18 protein-coding genes are annotated in these 17,033 nt (G+C 64.3%); 11 read left to right on the top strand and 7 right to left on the bottom strand.

The genetic code is table 11. The annotated features are described in order from the left end of the window. The first annotated feature begins 212 nt into the window (after positions 1–212). Positions 213–839, top strand: coding sequence for a transglutaminase-like cysteine peptidase (locus IVB31_RS21880; RefSeq protein ID WP_247327127.1), 627 nt, complete (start codon positions 213–215; stop codon positions 837–839). A 122-nt stretch (positions 840–961) separates the two neighbouring features. Here the strand turns inward: IVB31_RS21880 and IVB31_RS21875 are convergent, their stop codons facing one another. Then, a complete protein-coding gene (locus IVB31_RS21875; RefSeq protein WP_247327124.1) occupies positions 962–2,731 on the bottom strand; it encodes a CYTH and CHAD domain-containing protein in 1,770 nt (589 codons plus the stop codon). 214 nt (positions 2,732–2,945) lie between these two features. Here IVB31_RS21875 and IVB31_RS21870 point away from each other — a divergent pair, with 214 nt between their 5' ends. Both IVB31_RS21870 and IVB31_RS21865 read left to right on the top strand, forming a co-directional pair. Then, on the top strand, positions 2,946–3,776 hold the full coding sequence (locus tag IVB31_RS21870; protein WP_247327121.1) for a helix-turn-helix domain-containing protein: 831 nt from the start codon (positions 2,946–2,948) through the stop codon (positions 3,774–3,776). Positions 3,777–3,925: 149 nt separating this feature from the next. After that, positions 3,926–4,855 carry a tripartite tricarboxylate transporter substrate binding protein gene (locus IVB31_RS21865; RefSeq protein ID WP_247327117.1) on the top strand — a complete coding sequence of 310 codons (930 nt, stop codon included), beginning with the start codon at positions 3,926–3,928 and terminating at the stop codon, positions 4,853–4,855. A 40-nt stretch (positions 4,856–4,895) separates the two neighbouring features. Here IVB31_RS21865 and IVB31_RS21860 read toward each other — a convergent pair whose 3' ends face one another. Next, positions 4,896–5,603: a GntR family transcriptional regulator gene (locus tag IVB31_RS21860; protein ID WP_247327105.1), complete on the bottom strand. Its 708-nt coding sequence runs from the start codon at positions 5,601–5,603 to the stop codon at positions 4,896–4,898. 280 nt (positions 5,604–5,883) lie between these two features. Between IVB31_RS21860 and IVB31_RS21855 the strand changes: the two genes are divergently transcribed. The 6 genes from IVB31_RS21855 to IVB31_RS21830 all read left to right on the top strand — a co-directional run bounded on the left by IVB31_RS21855 (position 5,884) and on the right by IVB31_RS21830 (position 11,455). Continuing rightward, positions 5,884–6,870: an ABC transporter ATP-binding protein gene (locus IVB31_RS21855; protein WP_247327103.1), complete on the top strand. Its 987-nt coding sequence runs from the start codon at positions 5,884–5,886 to the stop codon at positions 6,868–6,870. 42 nt (positions 6,871–6,912) lie between these two features. After that, a complete protein-coding gene (locus IVB31_RS21850; RefSeq protein ID WP_247327099.1) occupies positions 6,913–8,202 on the top strand; it encodes a PotD/PotF family extracellular solute-binding protein in 1,290 nt (429 codons plus the stop codon). A gap of 4 nt (positions 8,203–8,206) precedes the next feature. Next, positions 8,207–9,166 carry an ABC transporter permease gene (locus tag IVB31_RS21845; RefSeq protein ID WP_247327096.1) on the top strand — a complete coding sequence of 320 codons (960 nt, stop codon included), beginning with the start codon at positions 8,207–8,209 and terminating at the stop codon, positions 9,164–9,166. A 3-nt stretch (positions 9,167–9,169) separates the two neighbouring features. Then, positions 9,170–10,048: an ABC transporter permease gene (locus tag IVB31_RS21840; protein ID WP_247327093.1), complete on the top strand. Its 879-nt coding sequence runs from the start codon at positions 9,170–9,172 to the stop codon at positions 10,046–10,048. 4 nt (positions 10,049–10,052) lie between these two features. Then, entirely contained in the window at positions 10,053–10,784 is a 732-nt protein-coding gene (locus tag IVB31_RS21835) for an aspartate/glutamate racemase family protein (protein ID WP_247327683.1), read from the top strand. Between the two features lie 176 nt (positions 10,785–10,960). Continuing rightward, a complete protein-coding gene (locus IVB31_RS21830) occupies positions 10,961–11,455 on the top strand; it encodes a hypothetical protein (RefSeq protein WP_247327091.1) in 495 nt (164 codons plus the stop codon). Between the two features lie 179 nt (positions 11,456–11,634). On the opposite strand, the gene IVB31_RS21825 is transcribed toward IVB31_RS21830, so the two are convergent. Further along, positions 11,635–12,015 carry a hypothetical protein gene (locus IVB31_RS21825; protein WP_247327089.1) on the bottom strand — a complete coding sequence of 127 codons (381 nt, stop codon included), beginning with the start codon at positions 12,013–12,015 and terminating at the stop codon, positions 11,635–11,637. Positions 12,016–12,118: 103 nt separating this feature from the next. Then, entirely contained in the window at positions 12,119–12,430 is a 312-nt protein-coding gene (locus IVB31_RS21820) for a hypothetical protein (RefSeq protein WP_247327087.1), read from the bottom strand. 146 nt (positions 12,431–12,576) lie between these two features. Here IVB31_RS21820 and IVB31_RS21815 point away from each other — a divergent pair, with 146 nt between their 5' ends. Further along, complete coding sequence (locus IVB31_RS21815; RefSeq protein WP_247327085.1) at positions 12,577–12,741, top strand: hypothetical protein; 165 nt, start codon at positions 12,577–12,579, stop codon at positions 12,739–12,741. 30 nt (positions 12,742–12,771) lie between these two features. Here IVB31_RS21815 and IVB31_RS21810 read toward each other — a convergent pair whose 3' ends face one another. The 3 genes from IVB31_RS21810 to IVB31_RS21800 form a co-directional block, all read right to left on the bottom strand. Then, entirely contained in the window at positions 12,772–14,466 is a 1,695-nt protein-coding gene (locus IVB31_RS21810; protein WP_247327083.1) for a PAS-domain containing protein, read from the bottom strand. Positions 14,467–14,584: 118 nt separating this feature from the next. After that, positions 14,585–15,115, bottom strand: coding sequence for a gamma carbonic anhydrase family protein (locus tag IVB31_RS21805; RefSeq protein ID WP_247327077.1), 531 nt, complete (start codon positions 15,113–15,115; stop codon positions 14,585–14,587). A gap of 86 nt (positions 15,116–15,201) precedes the next feature. Next, positions 15,202–15,531, bottom strand: a complete 330-nt coding sequence (locus IVB31_RS21800; RefSeq protein ID WP_247327074.1) for a hypothetical protein — start codon at positions 15,529–15,531, stop codon at positions 15,202–15,204. A 222-nt stretch (positions 15,532–15,753) separates the two neighbouring features. On the opposite strand from IVB31_RS21800, the gene IVB31_RS21795 reads away from it, so the two are divergent. Continuing rightward, positions 15,754–16,461 (top strand): hypothetical protein, encoded by a 708-nt coding sequence (locus tag IVB31_RS21795; protein WP_247327072.1) that lies wholly within the window; start codon positions 15,754–15,756, stop codon positions 16,459–16,461. Positions 16,462–17,033 lie beyond the last annotated feature (572 nt).

Raw genomic sequence — 17,033 nt, 5'->3', positions numbered from 1 at the left:
GTACGCAAACGACGGTTCCGCCAGCGTTTCCGCGTTAACTCCTAAAATTTGAATCAATTGCAGTCATATCGAATTTTATTCGAACTTGATTCAAGTATAGATCGAATTCGCCGCTCCTTTTACTTGTATTCGTCTCGACTTGACTTGGTTGACTTAGCGGCAACTCAAAAGCTCACTGCGCAATGTGGTCCCAACAAGAAACGGGGGCCGCAATGTTTGAGTTCAGGGGACAGGGGAAGGGAATGGCGCTGGCCGCCATGCTCTTCGGGATCAGCGCGGCAGCGCAGGCGGGCGAAGGCCGTCTGCTGTACGCAAGCCTCGGCGACACCACGCGTGCGCCGATCGGCTGGGTCGAGTTCTGTGCGGATAATTCCGCCCAGTGCCAGGGCGGGCCGACGCAGCCGCGCGACATCGTGATGTCGCAGGCCGCATGGCGCGACCTCGTCAAGGTCAATCGCTGGGTCAACGAGACCGTCAAGCCTTTGACCGACCAGGAGCACTGGGGCGTGATCGAGAAGTGGTCGCTGCCGTCGGACGGTTACGGCGACTGTGAAGACTACGTGCTGTTGAAGCGCAAGATGCTGATCGATGCCGGATGGCCGCGCGAGGCCCTGCTGATCACCGTCGTGCGCGACAAGAAGGGCGAAGGACACGCGGTGCTGACGGTGAAGACCGACAAGGGCGAATTCGTTCTCGACAATCAGAACGAGAACGTCGTTGCCTGGACGGAGACCGGCTACCGCTTCGTCAAGCGCCAGTCGCAGAGCGATCCCAATGTCTGGGTCTCGCTGGGCGATACCAAGCCGGCGATTTCCACCGCCAGCGCCAGAGATCAGTAGTCACCACGGAAAGAGATACGCGACCCGGTCACATCCCCACCCCTCCCCGTCCCAGACCGGTTCGCGCGCGGCCAGCCATCCCCCAATGGCTGGCCGCAACTTTTTTGGGGGTGGCGCTTCGTTCAATCCTGCTGAGTCAGCCGCGACCAGGGCACACGCGCGGCGGTGAAATCGCGCCATGTGCCCTGCAAGGCGGGCTGCACGCCGACCGATGCGCGCGCCTGCCAGCCGGCGATGGCCGCGGCCGCAATCGCGCTGTCGGGTTCGGCGCCGATCCCGTCGAGCAGTGATGCGGTCACCGCCATGTCGTTGAAGGCGCCAAGCTGCTCCTGCAAGCCGGCGAGCCGGCGCGAGAATTTCCGCGCGGTTTTGCGGTCGGCGAACAGCGGCAGCAGGAACTCGCTGAGATAGCGCAGCCGCTTGGTCGCGAGCCGCACCCGGTGCAGCTCTTCTGCGGGAAGCGACTTGAAGCGGCGGCCCCGCTTGAGCACCTTCGCATATTGCTCCGACAAAACGCGCTGCGCGAAGTTGACGGCCGGCTCGGCGAGCTGGCCGAGGTCTTCCACGGCGACGTCGTTGCGCCAGCCCCGCGTCTCGATCCAGCCGCCGAGGCCGATCAGGAACACGGCGCAGCGGCGATCGGCGAGCGCGCGATGCGCCTTGCGGTAGGCTTCAGACTGTTGCCCGGCCGCAGCCCGGCTCAGCGCATCGAAGCCTGAGACCGACGGACAGGCCTTTGCGATCGTCGGCAAGGTCTCGAGCTGGAACACGTCCCAGTCGCGCGCGGCGGAGAGGTCTTGCGCCAGCCATCTTGCTTCCGACCGCAACGCGTCGAGATTGCTGAGAGCGCCGACCGATCGCATCAGATCGAGCGCCGATCGCAGCCGGCGCAGCGAAACGCGCAGCTGATGCACGCCTTCCGGATTGCGGCCGTCCTCGGCCGCCGGCAGCGACTGCAGCAGATGGAGGAAGCAGGATCGCAGGATGGTCGCAAAAGCCTCGTCGAGCGTCACCGACGCATCGAGGCGAAGTTTTCGCGGACGTCGCGCCGCGGGCGGCTTGTCGGCGGCAAGATCGAAGCCGCGCGCCGATTTGGTGCGGATCGACGGCTTCACTGCCCCGTGCTCGGCAAGCCGCAGCGCGATCTCGTAGATCGTGCTCGCGCTGCCGCTCTTCAGTTCCAGCTCGATCTCGCTGACCGGCATCGTCCGGTCGCCGGCCGTGACGACGCCCTGGTCGAAGGCGATTTCGACCGTGCCGGACGGCAGGTCAACCATCCGCGCATGACGATGAATGTCGGCGGTGAACACCACTTCGAGCGGCCGCGCTTCAAGGTGCTCGCGAAGCTTCTCCGGAATGAAGGGCATCGCGAGAGCCAGATCGGGCGCGAGCGACGGCACGCTCGCCTCCCACTCGCCGCGGCGCAGCGGATCATCCGCGGCCTCGGTCTTCACCGTCTGCACGAAGCGCGCGCCGCTCTGACGAACGCGCAGGCTCAAGCCGTTGCGCCGCAGCGTCCGTTCCGGCGTGTCATAATAGACGGACTTGAGATGTTTGCGCGCGCCCTTGCTGCGCGCGTTCGCCGCGATGACCGGCGCAGCGTTGAAATGCGCCATGCGATCGGCATCGACGAGAAGCTTGAGCTCGACTTCACCGGCGGAACGCGCGGCGGCATTCGACTGAGCTGGCGCCGGTTCAGGCGTCGTATCTTGCGAAGACGTCTGGGCGATCACAGCGCCCTCGACGATCGCAGGTTCCGCGCCTGATACGGCCGGGTCATGCTGCCTGAGGAAACCGGCGGCGATCTGCGTTCTCTTGTTGTCCTTCAGGACGGGATTCCCATCCGGCGCGCTCGCAGTCTTGCGAGCCGGAATTGCGTCTGATCTCAGCATTTTGTGGTAACATGACAGTTCGATGACAGAGCTGCACCATATAGCCGTTGCCGCCCGCGATGAACAGTGACGTTAAGCCGTTGCGCACATCGTCCACACACGAGGAACCGCGCGCAAGATCCGGCGAGGCTTGTCACAATCCGGTTCGAGCAGCGCTGTTGACTGATCCCGCCGTTGCTTCAATGGGTAGCGCAGGCCGTCACAAGGAGCTGCCATGGCGTCGTTCCGCCCCGTCATCGCGTTGTCGAGGGGTCTCGAAGTCCTGCGGGTGATCAACCAGGAACGGCAGTCGACCGTCGGCTCGCTGCACAAGGCGACGGGGCTGGACAAGGCAACGATCGTCCGCATGCTCGAGACACTGGAGCATGAAGGTTATGTGGTGCGGCGTACCGAGCCGGCCAGCTACGCACCGACAGGGCGGACGCTGCTGCTCAGCGCGGGCTATGACGAGCCGACCTGGATCGGCGGCATCGCCGAGCCCATCCTCAACAAATTCCGCAAACAGATTCACTGGCCGTCGGACATCGCGGTGCTCGATCAGGAGTCCATGGTCATCGCCCACACGACGCGGGTGGACGGCTCGCTGCTGTTCAGCCGGCCGCCCGGGTTTCGCTTTCCCGTTCTCGGCACCTCGATGGGACGCGCCTATCTGGCCTTCTGCGAGCCCGCCGAGCAGGAGCGCATCGCCGCCCGCCTTGCCCTCGGTCCCGAGCCCTGGAACGATCTGGCGCGCAATCCCGGCAGGCTCGCCAAAGTGCTGCGCACGATCCGCAGCGCCGGGTTCGCGGTCATGGACGAGAGCTACAGCCGCCACGTCTTCGGCGGCGCGGTCTGGGCGATCGGCGTCCCCGTCGTTTTGCGGAATCGCCTGTTCGCCAGCATGAACGTGATGATGCTTCGCGAAGCGGTCAGCATTGAGGACGGCGCACGCCGCTTCGTGCCTCCGATGAAGAAAGTCGCCGCCGCACTTGCCGAGGCGCTCAGCGCCAAGCTTGCTGGGCCTGCCACTCCTCTGCCGGTCAGACGTGACCATTTCACACAGTGAAACGATATTTTGATTTCTTGACGCTTCTCGCTTGCTCGTGTGACATCTCATTCCGGTGGCTCCCGGCTGCCCAATGAAACAAGGTAAAGGGGGAAGCCGAAGTGCGGACATCCGCGAGAATTCTATTTGCCGCGATTGCATGCCTGACGGTGGCCACGGCTGAAACGGCCTGGGCCGAAGCCTGGCCGACCCGGGCCATCAGGATCGTCGTCTCCACGCCGGCGGGCGGCATCACCGATGCCTTCGCGCGCGCCTATGGCGACTTCATCTCGCAGAAGCTCGGCCAGCCGGTCATTGTCGAAAACAAAACCGGCGCCAGCGGTGCGCTGGCGGCGCAGTCGGTGAAGGATTCCCCGGCGGACGGTTACACGCTGATGTACACGATCTCGTCCACCCTGCTCGGTAACCGGCTGCTGCTGAAATCACTGGCCTATGATCCGGACAAGGATTTCACGATTGTCGCGGTGACGCCTTCGGGGCATCTGCCGTTGGTGGTCCATTCCGCCACCAATGCCAAGACGATCGAAGAGTTCGTCGCCTATGCGCGCGGCAACAAGGTCACGGCGGGCTCGTACGGTATCGGCTCGTTCGCGCACATCGCGATCGCCGAGCTCAACCGGCAATTCGGCCTCGACATTTCCATCGTGCATTACCGCGGCGAAGCGCCGATGTGGCAGGATCTTGCAGCCGGAGTCATCCAGGCGGCGGTCGGCAGCTATCAGGCCGCGCTTCCGGTGCTCGATACCGGCATCGGCCGCCCGATTGCCGTGCCGACACCGGTGCGCATGAAGAAACTTCCCGAAACCAAGACGTTTGTCGAGCAAGGGGTCACCGGGAATGTCTTCCAGCTCACCAGCTTCACCACGCTGGTGGCACCGGCGGCGACACCAGTGGACCGGGTCGAACTGCTCGCCAAGCTGATGGTCGAAGGCGGCAAGACGGAGCGTGTGCAGAAGCTGCTCGAAGCCTTCGGAGTCGACCAGCCGGCAATGGATCGCGCATCATCGATTGCGCTCTACGAAAAGGAAGGGCCGGTCTGGCTCGAGTCGATCAAGTCGCTCGGATTGGAGCCGCAATAGTTCCGACCGCGCCCATCCGGGTGCGGACGCCTGGTTGAGCTCAGAGCCCAAGCACATCCGCGAGCCGCAGCTCGTCGGCGGCTGGATCTTTCAAGAACAGCTCGGCCTCGATCTCGTTCAGATGCGACAGCATCTGCGCGCGCGCGGTCCCACTGTCGCGCTTGCGGATCGCGGCGACGATGCCGGCATGATGATCGGTGCCGCAGGCCGGCGTGTCGTGCCGGCGGTAGAGCAGGATGATGAGCGAGGAGCGCGCGATCAGCTCCTTGAGGAAGCCGAGATAGATGCTGTGGCCACTCATCTCGGCGACGAGGCGATGAAAGTCGCCGGAGAGGCGGACCGAGGCACGCGCGTCGCCGCGCAGCTCCGCCTCGCGTTCCTCGGCAAGATGGCGCTGCAGGCGATCGATCCAGGCCGGCGACACCGCATCGATCGCGTGATCGACGATGGTGGGCTCGATCAGGCGGCGCGCCTCGAACACTTCGCGCGCATCTGCCGGCGTCGGGCGTGCGACGAAGGCGCCGCGGTTCTTCTCGATGTCGACGATGCCCTCATGCGCGAGCTGCTGCAGCGCGGTGCGGACCAGCGTGCGGCTGGCGCCATAGATCTCGCCGATCTCGTCCTCGCCGAGCTTCGTGCCCGGCAGCAGGCGATGCTCGAGGATCGCCGCGGTCACGCCTTCCCGGATGCGGCTGACACGATCGCTCGCATCTGGCGCGTCGGATTTCGGGCGGGACTTGGCGGCCATCAGTTCGAAGGTTGGGTTTGAGGGCTCGATCGGCAAACGTTCGGCTTGGAATGTTAGTCGACGAGCTGTATCCAATCACAGGCGAAACTTTATACAATCTGCGCCTGTTTTGTGTGCAGAGAGAAAGGCCGGCGCCGCAACGCCCAAGGGCCTCGGATTCGATCTAACGACCTGACTCTGCTGGACAGTTCTGGAATTCATCCGGCCAAGGACGATTCAAGGGCGGTTGGCACGGACCTTGCGGAGAGATCGGCAGCATCGCCCCTCCCTCGGACACGCCATGGCCACTCCCGCCACTCTCGAACTGGTCGCCGTCACCAAGCGCTATGACACGACGCTGGCGGTCGACACCGTCAATCTGAAGATCCCGGCCGGGACCTATTGCTGCCTGCTCGGCCCCTCCGGCTGCGGCAAAACCTCGACTTTGCGCATGATCGCGGGCCACGAGGCGGTCAGCGAGGGCGACATCATCCTCGGTCCGCAGAACGTCACCGACCTCGAGCCCGCGAAGCGCGGCACGGCGATGATGTTCCAATCCTACGCGCTGTTTCCGCATCTGACCGTGCTCGACAACGTGGCGTTTGCGCTGAAAATGCGCGGCATCGACCGCGCTATCAGGCACAAGCGCGCTGGCGAGTTGCTCGAGCTGGTCGCCATGAGCCCCTATGCGGGCCGGCTTCCCGCGCAGCTCTCCGGCGGCCAGCAGCAGCGCGTCGCGCTTGCCCGGGCGCTGATCACCGAGCCGCAGATCCTGTTGCTCGATGAGCCGCTGTCCGCGCTCGATCCGTTCCTGCGGGTCAGGATGCGCGGCGAGCTGAAGCGGCTGCAGCGCGAGCTCGGCATCAGCTTCATCCAGGTCACCCACGGCCAGGAGGAAGCGATGGCGCTCGCCGACCACATCGTGGTGATGAACCAGGGCAAGATCGAGCAGCAGGGCTCGGCCCGCGACATCTTCCACCATCCCAGCACCGAATTCGTGGCGCGTTTCATCGGCGGCCACAACGTCCTCAGCGACGCCGGAAAACTCATCGCCGTGCGCGCTGATCAGCTCGGCATCATGCCGTTCGTTGACGGCGCGTTCGGCGCACCGGCGCTGCTGACCCAGACCGAGTACCAGGGCTCCTATGTCGCCGTCTCGCTCACGCTGGACGATGGCACCGCCCTGTTCGCCCATGTTCCCGAGACCGTGTTCGACGCCCGGCCATTGCGTCCGGGCGATCGCGCGCTGGTCACCTGGGATCCCGCCAAGGTGCAACGCCTGCAATAGCGCCGATCAATCACCGGAATGCGCAACAGAGGAGTGACTGATATGACCGAGACCACCAGGAAGAAGGGTTTTAGCCGCCGCACGCTGCTCAAGGGCACCGCCGGGCTCGCCGGCCTCGCCGCCGGCTCCGGCGCCATCACCGGCTTTCCCTATGTGATGTCGGCCGAGCCGAAGGTGCTGCGCTATCTCGGCACCGCCGTGAACGAGGGCGACGATATCTCGAAGCAGTGCCTGAAGGACACCGGCATCAAGATCGAATACATCACCGCGACGACCGACGACGTCACCAAGCGCGTGATGACCCAGCCGAACTCCTTCGACGTGCTGGACACCGAATATTTCTCGCTGAAGAAGCTGGTCCCGTCCGGCAACATCCTTGCCCTCGATGCCAGGAAGATCAAGGAATTCGGCAACATCACGCCGGTCTTCACCAAGGGCGAGACGCCCGGCGGCAAGAAGATCGGCAACCAGGGCACCGCGCCCTGGAAGGTGCTCTATCTCGAAGGCAAGGACTCCAAGACCTTCTCCAAGACCGCGACCGAGTTCGTCACGCTGATTCCGACCGTCTACAACGCCGACACGCTCGGCATCCGCCCCGACCTGATCAAGCGCCCGATCGGGTCCTGGGCCGAGCTGCTCAATCCCGAATTCAAGGGCAAGGCCTCGATCCTCAACATTCCCTCGATCGGCATCATGGATGCCGCGATGGTCGTCGAAGCCACCGGCAAGTACAAATATGCCGACAAGGGCAACATGACCAAGGAAGAGATCGATCTCACCATGAAGGTGATGATCGAAGCCAAGAAGGCCGGCCAGTTCCGCGCGTTCTGGAAGGATTTCAACGAGAGCGTCAACCTGATGGCCTCAGGCGAAACCGTGATCCAGTCGATGTGGTCGCCAGCGGTGACGAAAGTGCGCTCGATGGGCATCGCCTGCACGTTCCAGCCGCTCAAGGAAGGCTACCGTTCCTGGGCTTCGGGCTTCTGCATGTCCAAGGGCGTCTCCGGTGCCAAGCTCGACTGGGCCTACGAGTTCGTCAACTGGTTCCTGTCTGGCTATGCCGGCGCCTACCTCAACCGGCAGGGCTACTATTCCGCCGTGCTCTCCACCGCGAAGGCGCATATGGAGCCTTACGAGTGGGCGTACTGGATGGAAGGCAAGGCGGCCGAGAAGGACATCAAGGCGCCCGACGGCTCGCTGCTGGAGAAGGCCGGCGCGGTGCGCGACGGCGGCTCCTACGAGGACCGCATGGGCGGCGTCGCGTGCTGGAACGCCGTGATGGACGAGAACGACTACATGGTCCGCAAGTGGAACGAGTTCATCGCGGCGTAATCTGATGGACACCTCGGAGGACATCCTGCAACAGGCATCCCCGGACCTCGTCCGGGGACCCGACACGGCGCGCCGCACCAAAGCGGCCCGCCTGTCGCCGTCCTTCATCTCCTGGCTTCAGGCCGGGCCGATGATGCTGGTGTTCCTCTCCTTCTTCCTGATCCCGCTTGTCTTCGTCGTCATCGTCTCCTTCTGGGACTACAACGAATACCAACTGCTTCCGACGTTCTCGGGCCGCGGCTACACCGACACGTTCGAAGGCTGCATCGCGCAGCTTCCCGAGCTCTGCACGATCGGCCGAACCTATGTGATGACCCTGAAGCTCTGCTTCCTGGTCTGGGCGATCACGCTCTTCATCGGCTTCTGGGTCGCCTACTTCCTCGCCTTCCACGTCAAGTCGAAGACCTGGCAGGTGGGTCTGTCACTGCTCTGCACGATCCCGTTCTGGACCTCCAACGTCATCCGCATGATCGCCTGGATCCCGCTGCTCGGACGCAACGGCCTGGTGAACTCCGGACTGGTCAAGAGCGGATTGATCAACCACCCGTTGGAATGGCTGCTGTTCTCCGAATTCTCCGTGGTGCTGGCGCTGGTGCACCTCTTTACCTTCTTCATGGTGGTGCCGATCTTCAATTCGATGGTGCGCATCGACAAATCGCTGATCGAGGCCGCCTATGACGCCGGCGCCACCGGCTTCCAGACGCTGGTCAACGTCATCATCCCGCTTGCCAAGCCCGGCATCGTGATCGGCTCGATCTTCGTCATCACCATCGTGATGGGCGACTTCATCACCATCGGCGTGATGGGCGGCCAGCAGATCGCCGCCGCCGGCAAGATCATCGAGACGCGGGTGAACGCGCTGCAGTTCCCGGCCGCGGCCGCGAATGCCGTGATCCTGCTCGTCATCACGTTCCTGATCATCTCCATGATGTCGCGCATCGTCGACATCAAGAAGGAGCTCTAGAGCATGAAGGAAGGACGACCGCGCTCATTCTACGTGCTCGCGATCTTCTTCGCGGCCTATGTTCTGTTTCTCTACGGCCCGATGATCGCGATCTACGTCCTGTCGTTCCAGGGTCCGTCGGGCGGTCTCACCTTCCCGATGAATGGCGTATCGACCTTCTGGATTGCAAAGCTGTTCCAGGGCACCGGCATCGTCGATCTCGGCGCGGCCTTCCGCCGCTCGCTGCTGCTTGGCACCATCGTGATGATTGTCACCGTCGTGCTGTCGGTCGCCGCCGGCATGGCCTTCCGCCGCAAGTTCAAGGCGCAGAGCATCCTGTTCTACTCGGCAATCGCGAGCCTGATCGTCCCCTCGATCATCACCTCGCTCGGCATCTCGCTCGAATTCCGCATCATCGACGACCTGATCAAGGCGCATTGGAACGAGAATTTCGAGACCTCGATGGGCCTGCTCACCTCCGGGCTCGGCGCGCATCTGACCTGGACGCTGCCGTTCGGCCTGCTCATCATGTTCGCGATCTTCAACCGCTTTGATCCCAGGCTCGAGGAAGCCGCGCGCGATCTCGGTGCGACGCCGTGGCAGGCCTTCCGCCATGTCGTGCTGCCGATCATCCTGCCCTCCGTGATCGGGATCGGACTGTTCGGCTTCACGCTGTCGTGGGACGAACTCGCGCGCTCCAGCCAGGCGATCGGGGCGGTGAATACCCTGCCGCTCGATCTACAGGGCCTCACCACGACCGTGACGAACCCCGACATCTACGCGCTCGGCACCGTGATCTCGGCCGTCTCGTTCACGGTGATCAGCCTTGCGCTCGGCACCATCCACGTGTTGAACAAGCGGCAGGCGGCCAGGGGCTCGGACGCCGGCAAAGGACTTGTCTGAAGCAATGCGGCTTCACGTCGTCAATCCCAACACCACTGTGACCATGACGGCGAAGATCGCCGCTGCCGCGCGCGCGATCGGCCTGCCCGGCACGGTGATCGACGCACGCCAGCCGGCGATGGGCCCGGTCTCGATCGAGGGATTTTACGACGAGGCCTTCGCGGTGCCCGGCATGCTCGGCTGCATCCGCGAGGCCGACCGCGACGGCGCGGACGCGCACATCATCGCCTGCTTCGACGACACCGGCCTCGACGCCGCACGCGCGATCGCGACGGCGCCGGTGATCGGCATTGGCGAGGCCGGCTTCCACATCGCGAGCCTGATCGCGGCGCGCTTCGCCGTGGTGACGACGCTCGGTGTCTCCATCGTGCCGATCGAACATAATTTGCGGAAATACGGCCTTGCCGAACGCTGCGCCCGCGTTCGCGCCGCCGAGGTGCCGGTGCTCGCGCTCGAAGAGCGCAACACCGCGGCTCTCGCAAAAATCTCCGCCGAGATCGTGACCTCGATCCGCGACGACCGCGCGGAGGCCATCGTGCTCGGCTGCGCCGGCATGGCCGATCTTGCCGCCGAGCTCGCCGCCACGCATGGCCTGCCCGTGATCGACGGCGTCGCCGCCGCGGTGACATTGGCGGAATCACTGGTGCGGCTGGGACTGAAGACGTCCCGACTCGGCCCCTACGCGGCACCGCGATCGAAGACCTATTCCGGGCCGTTTTCGCAGTTTCAGCCCTGATCGCTGCGCCTGATGGGCCTCGGAGGCCTCAAAGCCCGCTGATTGCTGGTTTTTTTGCTCTTAGCCTCTTTTTGGTCCCATTCCTTGTCGAAACGTAACGCTTTCGGGACGCCCCGGCGGCTTCAGGGTTGCCGGCCTTCGCCACTCACCAAGTTTCAATTTGGGTTTTGTCAGCGATGATCGATCTCGCAGAGGACGCACCGTCCAACCCCCTTCTTCGTCTCGGCGCCCAGCCTATCGCGCTGACCGCCGCAGCCCTCCTCCTGCTGATTGCCGGCGTAACCTCGATCGCGATCTGGCGCGCCTATACCGGCGCAGCCCCCGAGACTGACCGGGTGGTGGCGTCGCGGCAGCTCCAGACCCGCACCGCACAAGCCTCGGAGCAGCTGGTCGAGAAGACCAAGGGGCTGGAGGCAACCCAGCAGGAATCAATCGACCAGCTCCAGGTCGTGCAGGATCAACTCCAGAGCGTGAAGCGGTTGCTCGCATTTCAGCAGGCCGACACCAAGCGCCTGTCCGACCAGGTCGCAACGCTGAACGAGTCCATCGACGGCCTGCGGCAGTCCTTTGCCAGCGCCCGGGCGACCGAGGCGGAGACACCCTCGGTTACCCGCAGGAAACCGGCACGGCACAGCGTCCACGCCAGCGTGCGCAAGCGCTCGCGCGGCTGAGCAGCCCGCGACGCGACTTTAAATTCTTCGACTTGTGAACTGGATCACATTCGCCCGTATGATTCCGAGCGATGCTTGCCGTCACCGGATGGCGTGAGCCGATTTCAATGTCCGGGGCTGGCAAGGTCGTTGACGGTATACTGCGTCAACGACCTTGTTTTTTATGGGTCCTGCCGGGCCTACTCGCAGACATCCACACTGCGGAAACGCCAGCCCGACGGCGTCATGACGCGCTTCCGGACGACGTAGCATCCGCCATACCCGCCATCGTCGTAGCCGGTACCATAGTAATAAGGATTGCCGTAATACGGTTGGCCGTAGCCGTAATAGCCGCCGTAGTATCCGGCGCCGGCGATGCCCGCCCCGAGCGCGACGCCAGGCCAAAAGCCGCCGCCATGCCAGTGGCCGCCATGGCCCCAGCCGCCACCACCGTGACCCCATCCACCGCCGTGGCCCCAGCCGCCGCCATGGCCGAAACCGCCTGCCGCCCGGGCTGCCTGCGGCGCCGACAGCGCGACGACCGCGACGGCCAGCGCCGCCATCATCATCTTGCGTAACATCACTCGATCCTCCGCGTGGACACGCTCCACGCTTCAAAGCAGGACCAAGCTAACGTCCCCAGGGCATTCGGGACAGTCACGCTGCCTCACTTCCGCGCGAGCATCAGCAACCGCGGCAGATGCTCTTGAGCTTCTTGTCGAGCAACCGGTTCTCGGCGTTGACGGTGGCATCAGCTGACCCACCTGCGCCGGTGCCGGTGGTGACCCCGGGCGACCCGCCAGATGATTGCGCCGTACCCAGGCTGTTAGTGCCGGGTGACGAAGTGGAAGAGTTTGCGACACCAGCCGAGCCGGTCGATCCGCCGGAGCCGGTTGCGCCGCCGGTCGCTTGCGCGAACGATACGGCCGGCATCGCCGCAAGGGCAAAGATCACGATGAGGGTCTTGATTGGACGGGTTGTGGGCGATCTGGCCATCGGAAATTCTCCTTCGCCGGTCAACGGCTGCGGCGAAGACCGGTTCCGGAACAAATGCCATCGCATCAGCTTGAAAGCGGGAAGGCGGGCACGATCATGCGCAGACTGATCGCGTTCGACGAGGCAACCAGACAGGCGACATCACGATGACCGATCGCGATCCCTTTGCAGAGGGCGAACGTGCCGCGCGCGAGAACATTCCGGCCGAGGGCAATCCGTACCAGGACGGCAGCAACGAGCATGCCTTGTGGGCCGCCGGCCACGAGAAGGTCGCCAGTGCAATGGAAGCGCGCGAATCCGAGGGAAGCTGACGCGCCGCTTGGGATGGCGCGCGCCGACGACTACGCGGCCGCCACGATCTTCTCGGTCCGATCCTCGACCATGGTCACGAACATGTGGGACTCTTCGCCCGCGCCGCCGATCTGGACACGGCGGGCGGAGATCACGCGGCGCCCGCGCGCGGGATTGCCGATGGTATCGACGATCGGCTCGAGCTGCTGCTTCTGCGCCAGAAGCTGCCTGTCGCGCCGCTCGATCAATTCGGCGGACTCTGCGGAGAACAATTCCCGCGCGGTCTTGCCGATGATCTCGCCGCGCGACATGCCGATCATCTTCTCGGCCGCCTTGTTGACGAAGACGTAGCGCAAATTGCGCGCATCCTTGGCGATGATGCCTTCCGCCACATTCTCGATGATGGTGGCGAGGAAGCGCTCCATCCGCTCGAGAATGCGCTCGCGCTGACGCTGTTCGGTGACGTCTTCCTGCACCGACACCCAGCCGCCGCCGTCCATCGGACGTTCGTAAATTCTGATGACACGGCCGTCGTTCAAGGTGAGCTCCTGGACCGCCGGCTCGCGCTTGGCGATACGGTCGACAATCGCCGCAAGAAATTTCGCGACGTCGCCACTGAACAAGCCGCTCGTGACCCGATGCTGTAGAATTTCCTCTAGCGTCGATCCCGCCTGGATCGTCTCGGGCAGATTGTAGATCTGCCGATAATTGCCGTTCATCGCGACAACGTTAGCCTTGCCGTCGAGCATGATCAGGCCCTGCGGCATGCTGTTGATCGCGGCCGACATCTGCCACTTCTTGGCCTGGTACTTGTCGTTGAACTTGTCGCGCTCGGTCCTCGCCGCGTCGCGCGCCTGCGCGGTGCCGAGCTCGAGCTCTTCGAGCTCGAAGATCCGCGCCACCGCGTCGCGGAAGTTCTGCACGGCGCGGGCAAGGTGCCCGATCTCGTCGTGACGGCCGAGATGCGGCACCTCGCTCTTGACGTCGCCGGTGGCAATGCGATCGGTCGCCTGCGTGATTTCGGCCAGCGCGCCGACCACCGAGCTCCGCATCACGACGACATTCAAGCCTGCGAGGAAGAGCGCGGCGAGCCCGAGCACGAAAAGATAGGCCGCGGCGTAGCGGTTCTCGTTCGCGAGAGCGTCGGCATCGCTGGCCCGCTGCCCGTAGATGCGTTCGAGCGTCTCGAGGTCGCCGTTGAGCTTGCTGCGCAGCGTCCGGTTGGCATCATTGTTGCCCCATTCGCGCGCGGCCGCGGGACTAATCTCCACGCCGCGCCGCACCAGCTCCTGTCGGAACTCGATGAACTGCGCGATGCGCTGCCGGAAGCTGGTGAATAGTACGGCATCATCGTCGCCGACGGTCCGCTCCATGCGCTTCACGGCGTCGGCGAGCTCGCGGTTGCGACGCACTAGCCCGTCGGCGAACGGCTTCACCGCGCCGCGATCGCTGGACATGTAGATGCCGCGCGATTCCATCACGATGGCATAGATCAGCGCGTTGATGCGGCCGACATTGATCGCGGCCTCCGCCGAGGAGGCGTGCATGTGGCGATAGGTCGTCTGCAGGCGGACCGACTGGATCGACATCACGAGCAGGAAGGTGGTGACGATGGCGAGAAAGCCCGCGATGCTGTAGACCTTCTCCGCAACGCTGAGCGTGTCGGCGCCGCGTGCGAGGCGGACAAATTTCTTCAATAAGTTGGTTCCGGCGGTGAGGCCGGATCCCAGCGCCGCAGCGTCCATCGCGCCGCTCCCCCTGGTTGAAAACGCGCCACGATAAACGTGATTACGCTAGCGGAGGATTAAATTACCGGCTGGTATTTTTACGGTTCGGCCCAGGGCCGACGCGGCGGCGCCTGCCTCAGCCGATCCGCTTCAGGCCCGTCTTGAAGCGCGGGCCGTTGGCCACATAGAACCTCGCCGCGCTGCCCATCTTCTGCACCTGGGCGTCGTCGAGGGTGCGGATCGCGCGCGCCGGCGAGCCAATGATCAGGGAGCGTTCGGGGAACTGCTTGCCCTCGGTGATGACGGAACCTGCGCCGACGATGCTGTTGCGGCCGATCCTGGCGCCGTTCATCACGATCGAGCCCATGCCGACGAGCGCGCCCTCCTCGATGGTGCAGCCGTGCAGGATGACGTTGTGACCGACCGTGCAGTTGCTGCCGATGTGAAGCGGAAAGCCGAGGTCGGTGTGGCAGGTCGAGCCGTCCTGGACGTTGGCGCCCTCGCCGATCTCGATCCACTCATTGTCGCCGCGCAGAACCGCGCCGAACCAGACGCTCGCACCCGGCTTCAGGCGCACGCGGCCGATCACGGTGGCAGTCTCCGCAATGAAGTAATTGCCGTCGGCGGGAAGGTCGGGCGCCTGCCCGTCGAGCTCGTAGATCGCCATGAGGGTCTCCTGTCACGCGAGGACTGACATAGCGAAACGGGAGCGACGTGGCAAAGGGCTGTCGGGCAGCCCTGCAACGCAAACCGTCAGCTCAGGACACCAGTCGCACGCAGCGTCATCAGGAAGAAGGTGCCGCTCATCATGCTCCAGAAGCCGGCGATGACGGTCGCCATCATCACGAATTCCACGCGGCGGCTTTCCACCCGCATGCCGCGCAGGGTGTTGCGCATGATGATGAAGGGCGCCGCGAACACCAGGAAGGGAACCGCAGCGAAGGTCTTCGGTGCCACGCCGTCCTGCAACAGACCGAAGCCGGCGGGCCGCTGTGCGACCGCCTGGTATCCGCTCACGAGCGCGCCCGCGAGCGCGAAACCGATGCAGATCGAGAAGAAAGTATTGAGAGCCTCAGGTGTCATCGGAACGGTCCGCCCTTACGCAACGCCGGAGCCTTCTCGTGACAAATAGTGCCGGTTAACGCTACATTATCCTTAAGGGAAGGTTAACGCCGCCGGCCATCCCACGCAGGCCCCTCGCCCTTTCCCGCAGCCGGCGAACGCTCCGCGAAATCGCCACCGCGTGGCATATTCGCCGCTGATTCGTCGGCCATCGGCCGACTTCCGGTTTCATTCGCGCGGCTCATGACGGTGTTTTCGGCAATCTCCCCTCAGTCTCCCCGGACGCGCACCCGGGCATATGTCGTCCCGATCGTGCTCGGCGGCACTGCCGCGTTGGGCGCGGTCGCGCTCGTCGCCTATCTGTTGTGGCCGACCTGGGGCCCGAGCGGCGCCAACGCCCCGGACAAGCTGCCGGTGAGCGTCGGCGGCACGCTGTTCAACCTGCCTGTGACCGCGATCCGCATGAAGATCCAGCGCCACTCCGGGCCGCAGGAGCGGATCGATCTCGACTTCCTGTATCCTTCGCTGGAACCCCCCGGCGCGCCGAAGCGCGTCACCGCCGATAGCGTGGATGCGGCGATGCAGCCGATCGACCGCATCTTCCTGTCGATCGCGGCGCATCACGATGCACTCTCGCCCGAACAGCGCACCGCCACGATCTATCCGCGCTATTTCGACCAAGCCGCAGCCAGTCCAGCGGACGGGCTGACGATGCGGATGTTCCGCGCTGATACGCCCTACGGCAGCGAGGACTTCTATTCCGCTGCAAGCCCCGCGCTGACCGCGCGCTGCACGCGCGATGCGGTAACCCCGGGCATGTGCCTTGCCGAACGCCGCGTCGGCGGCGCCGACCTCACCTTCCGCTTTCCGCGCAGCTGGCTGTCGCAATGGCGCGACGCCGCCGACGCGATGGAGAAGCTGACCGCGCAGCTGCGCGGGCCGCGCGGCTGAGCACGGGCCTCTCCGCCCGCTCCGATGGGCATGCTGGGCGGGAACACCGAATTACGTATCTTCCGAAAACACACTTGACGCACCAGGACAAATTGGCATCATCGCCGTTGCGGCGGCCGCCTGCGTCACGCAGGAGCGTCCCTCGGCGCATTCGGATTTCGTGGATACCGGCTTTAAGAAACTCCCGAGCTGCGGAGTGCAGGACGAGGTCGCGTCGCGAGCATCGCCAAGGGTCGGGATTTTGCCGTGAGACGAGCGGCGTGGCCACGACGGGACCGCGCCACACGCTCGACTATACATGGCTATTGCCATCAATCCAAGAGTTGTCTAGCTTGTCGCGCGTCGTTTTGAACCAATGTTTTTTTCTTTCGCGAAGATTGCAGCATGCCAAATCGATTTCGCGGCATTGGCGCTGGAGCGCCGATCTCGTTTCTCGTCGCACTTTCGGTGAGCACCATCGGCCTAAGTAGAGCCGAGAGGACGGTTGCCGACGGAGCACTGCGAGGACCCGCGGGTTGGCAGCTCGCGCAGGACCAAGGGGGCGGTCAAGGTCAAGGAGGCGGCCAAGGGCC

Origin of the sequence: Bradyrhizobium sp. 21, assembly GCF_023073335.1 — a bacterium.
Taxonomy (GTDB): domain Bacteria; phylum Pseudomonadota; class Alphaproteobacteria; order Rhizobiales; family Xanthobacteraceae; genus Bradyrhizobium.
This window is presented reverse-complemented; position numbering and strand designations above follow the sequence as displayed.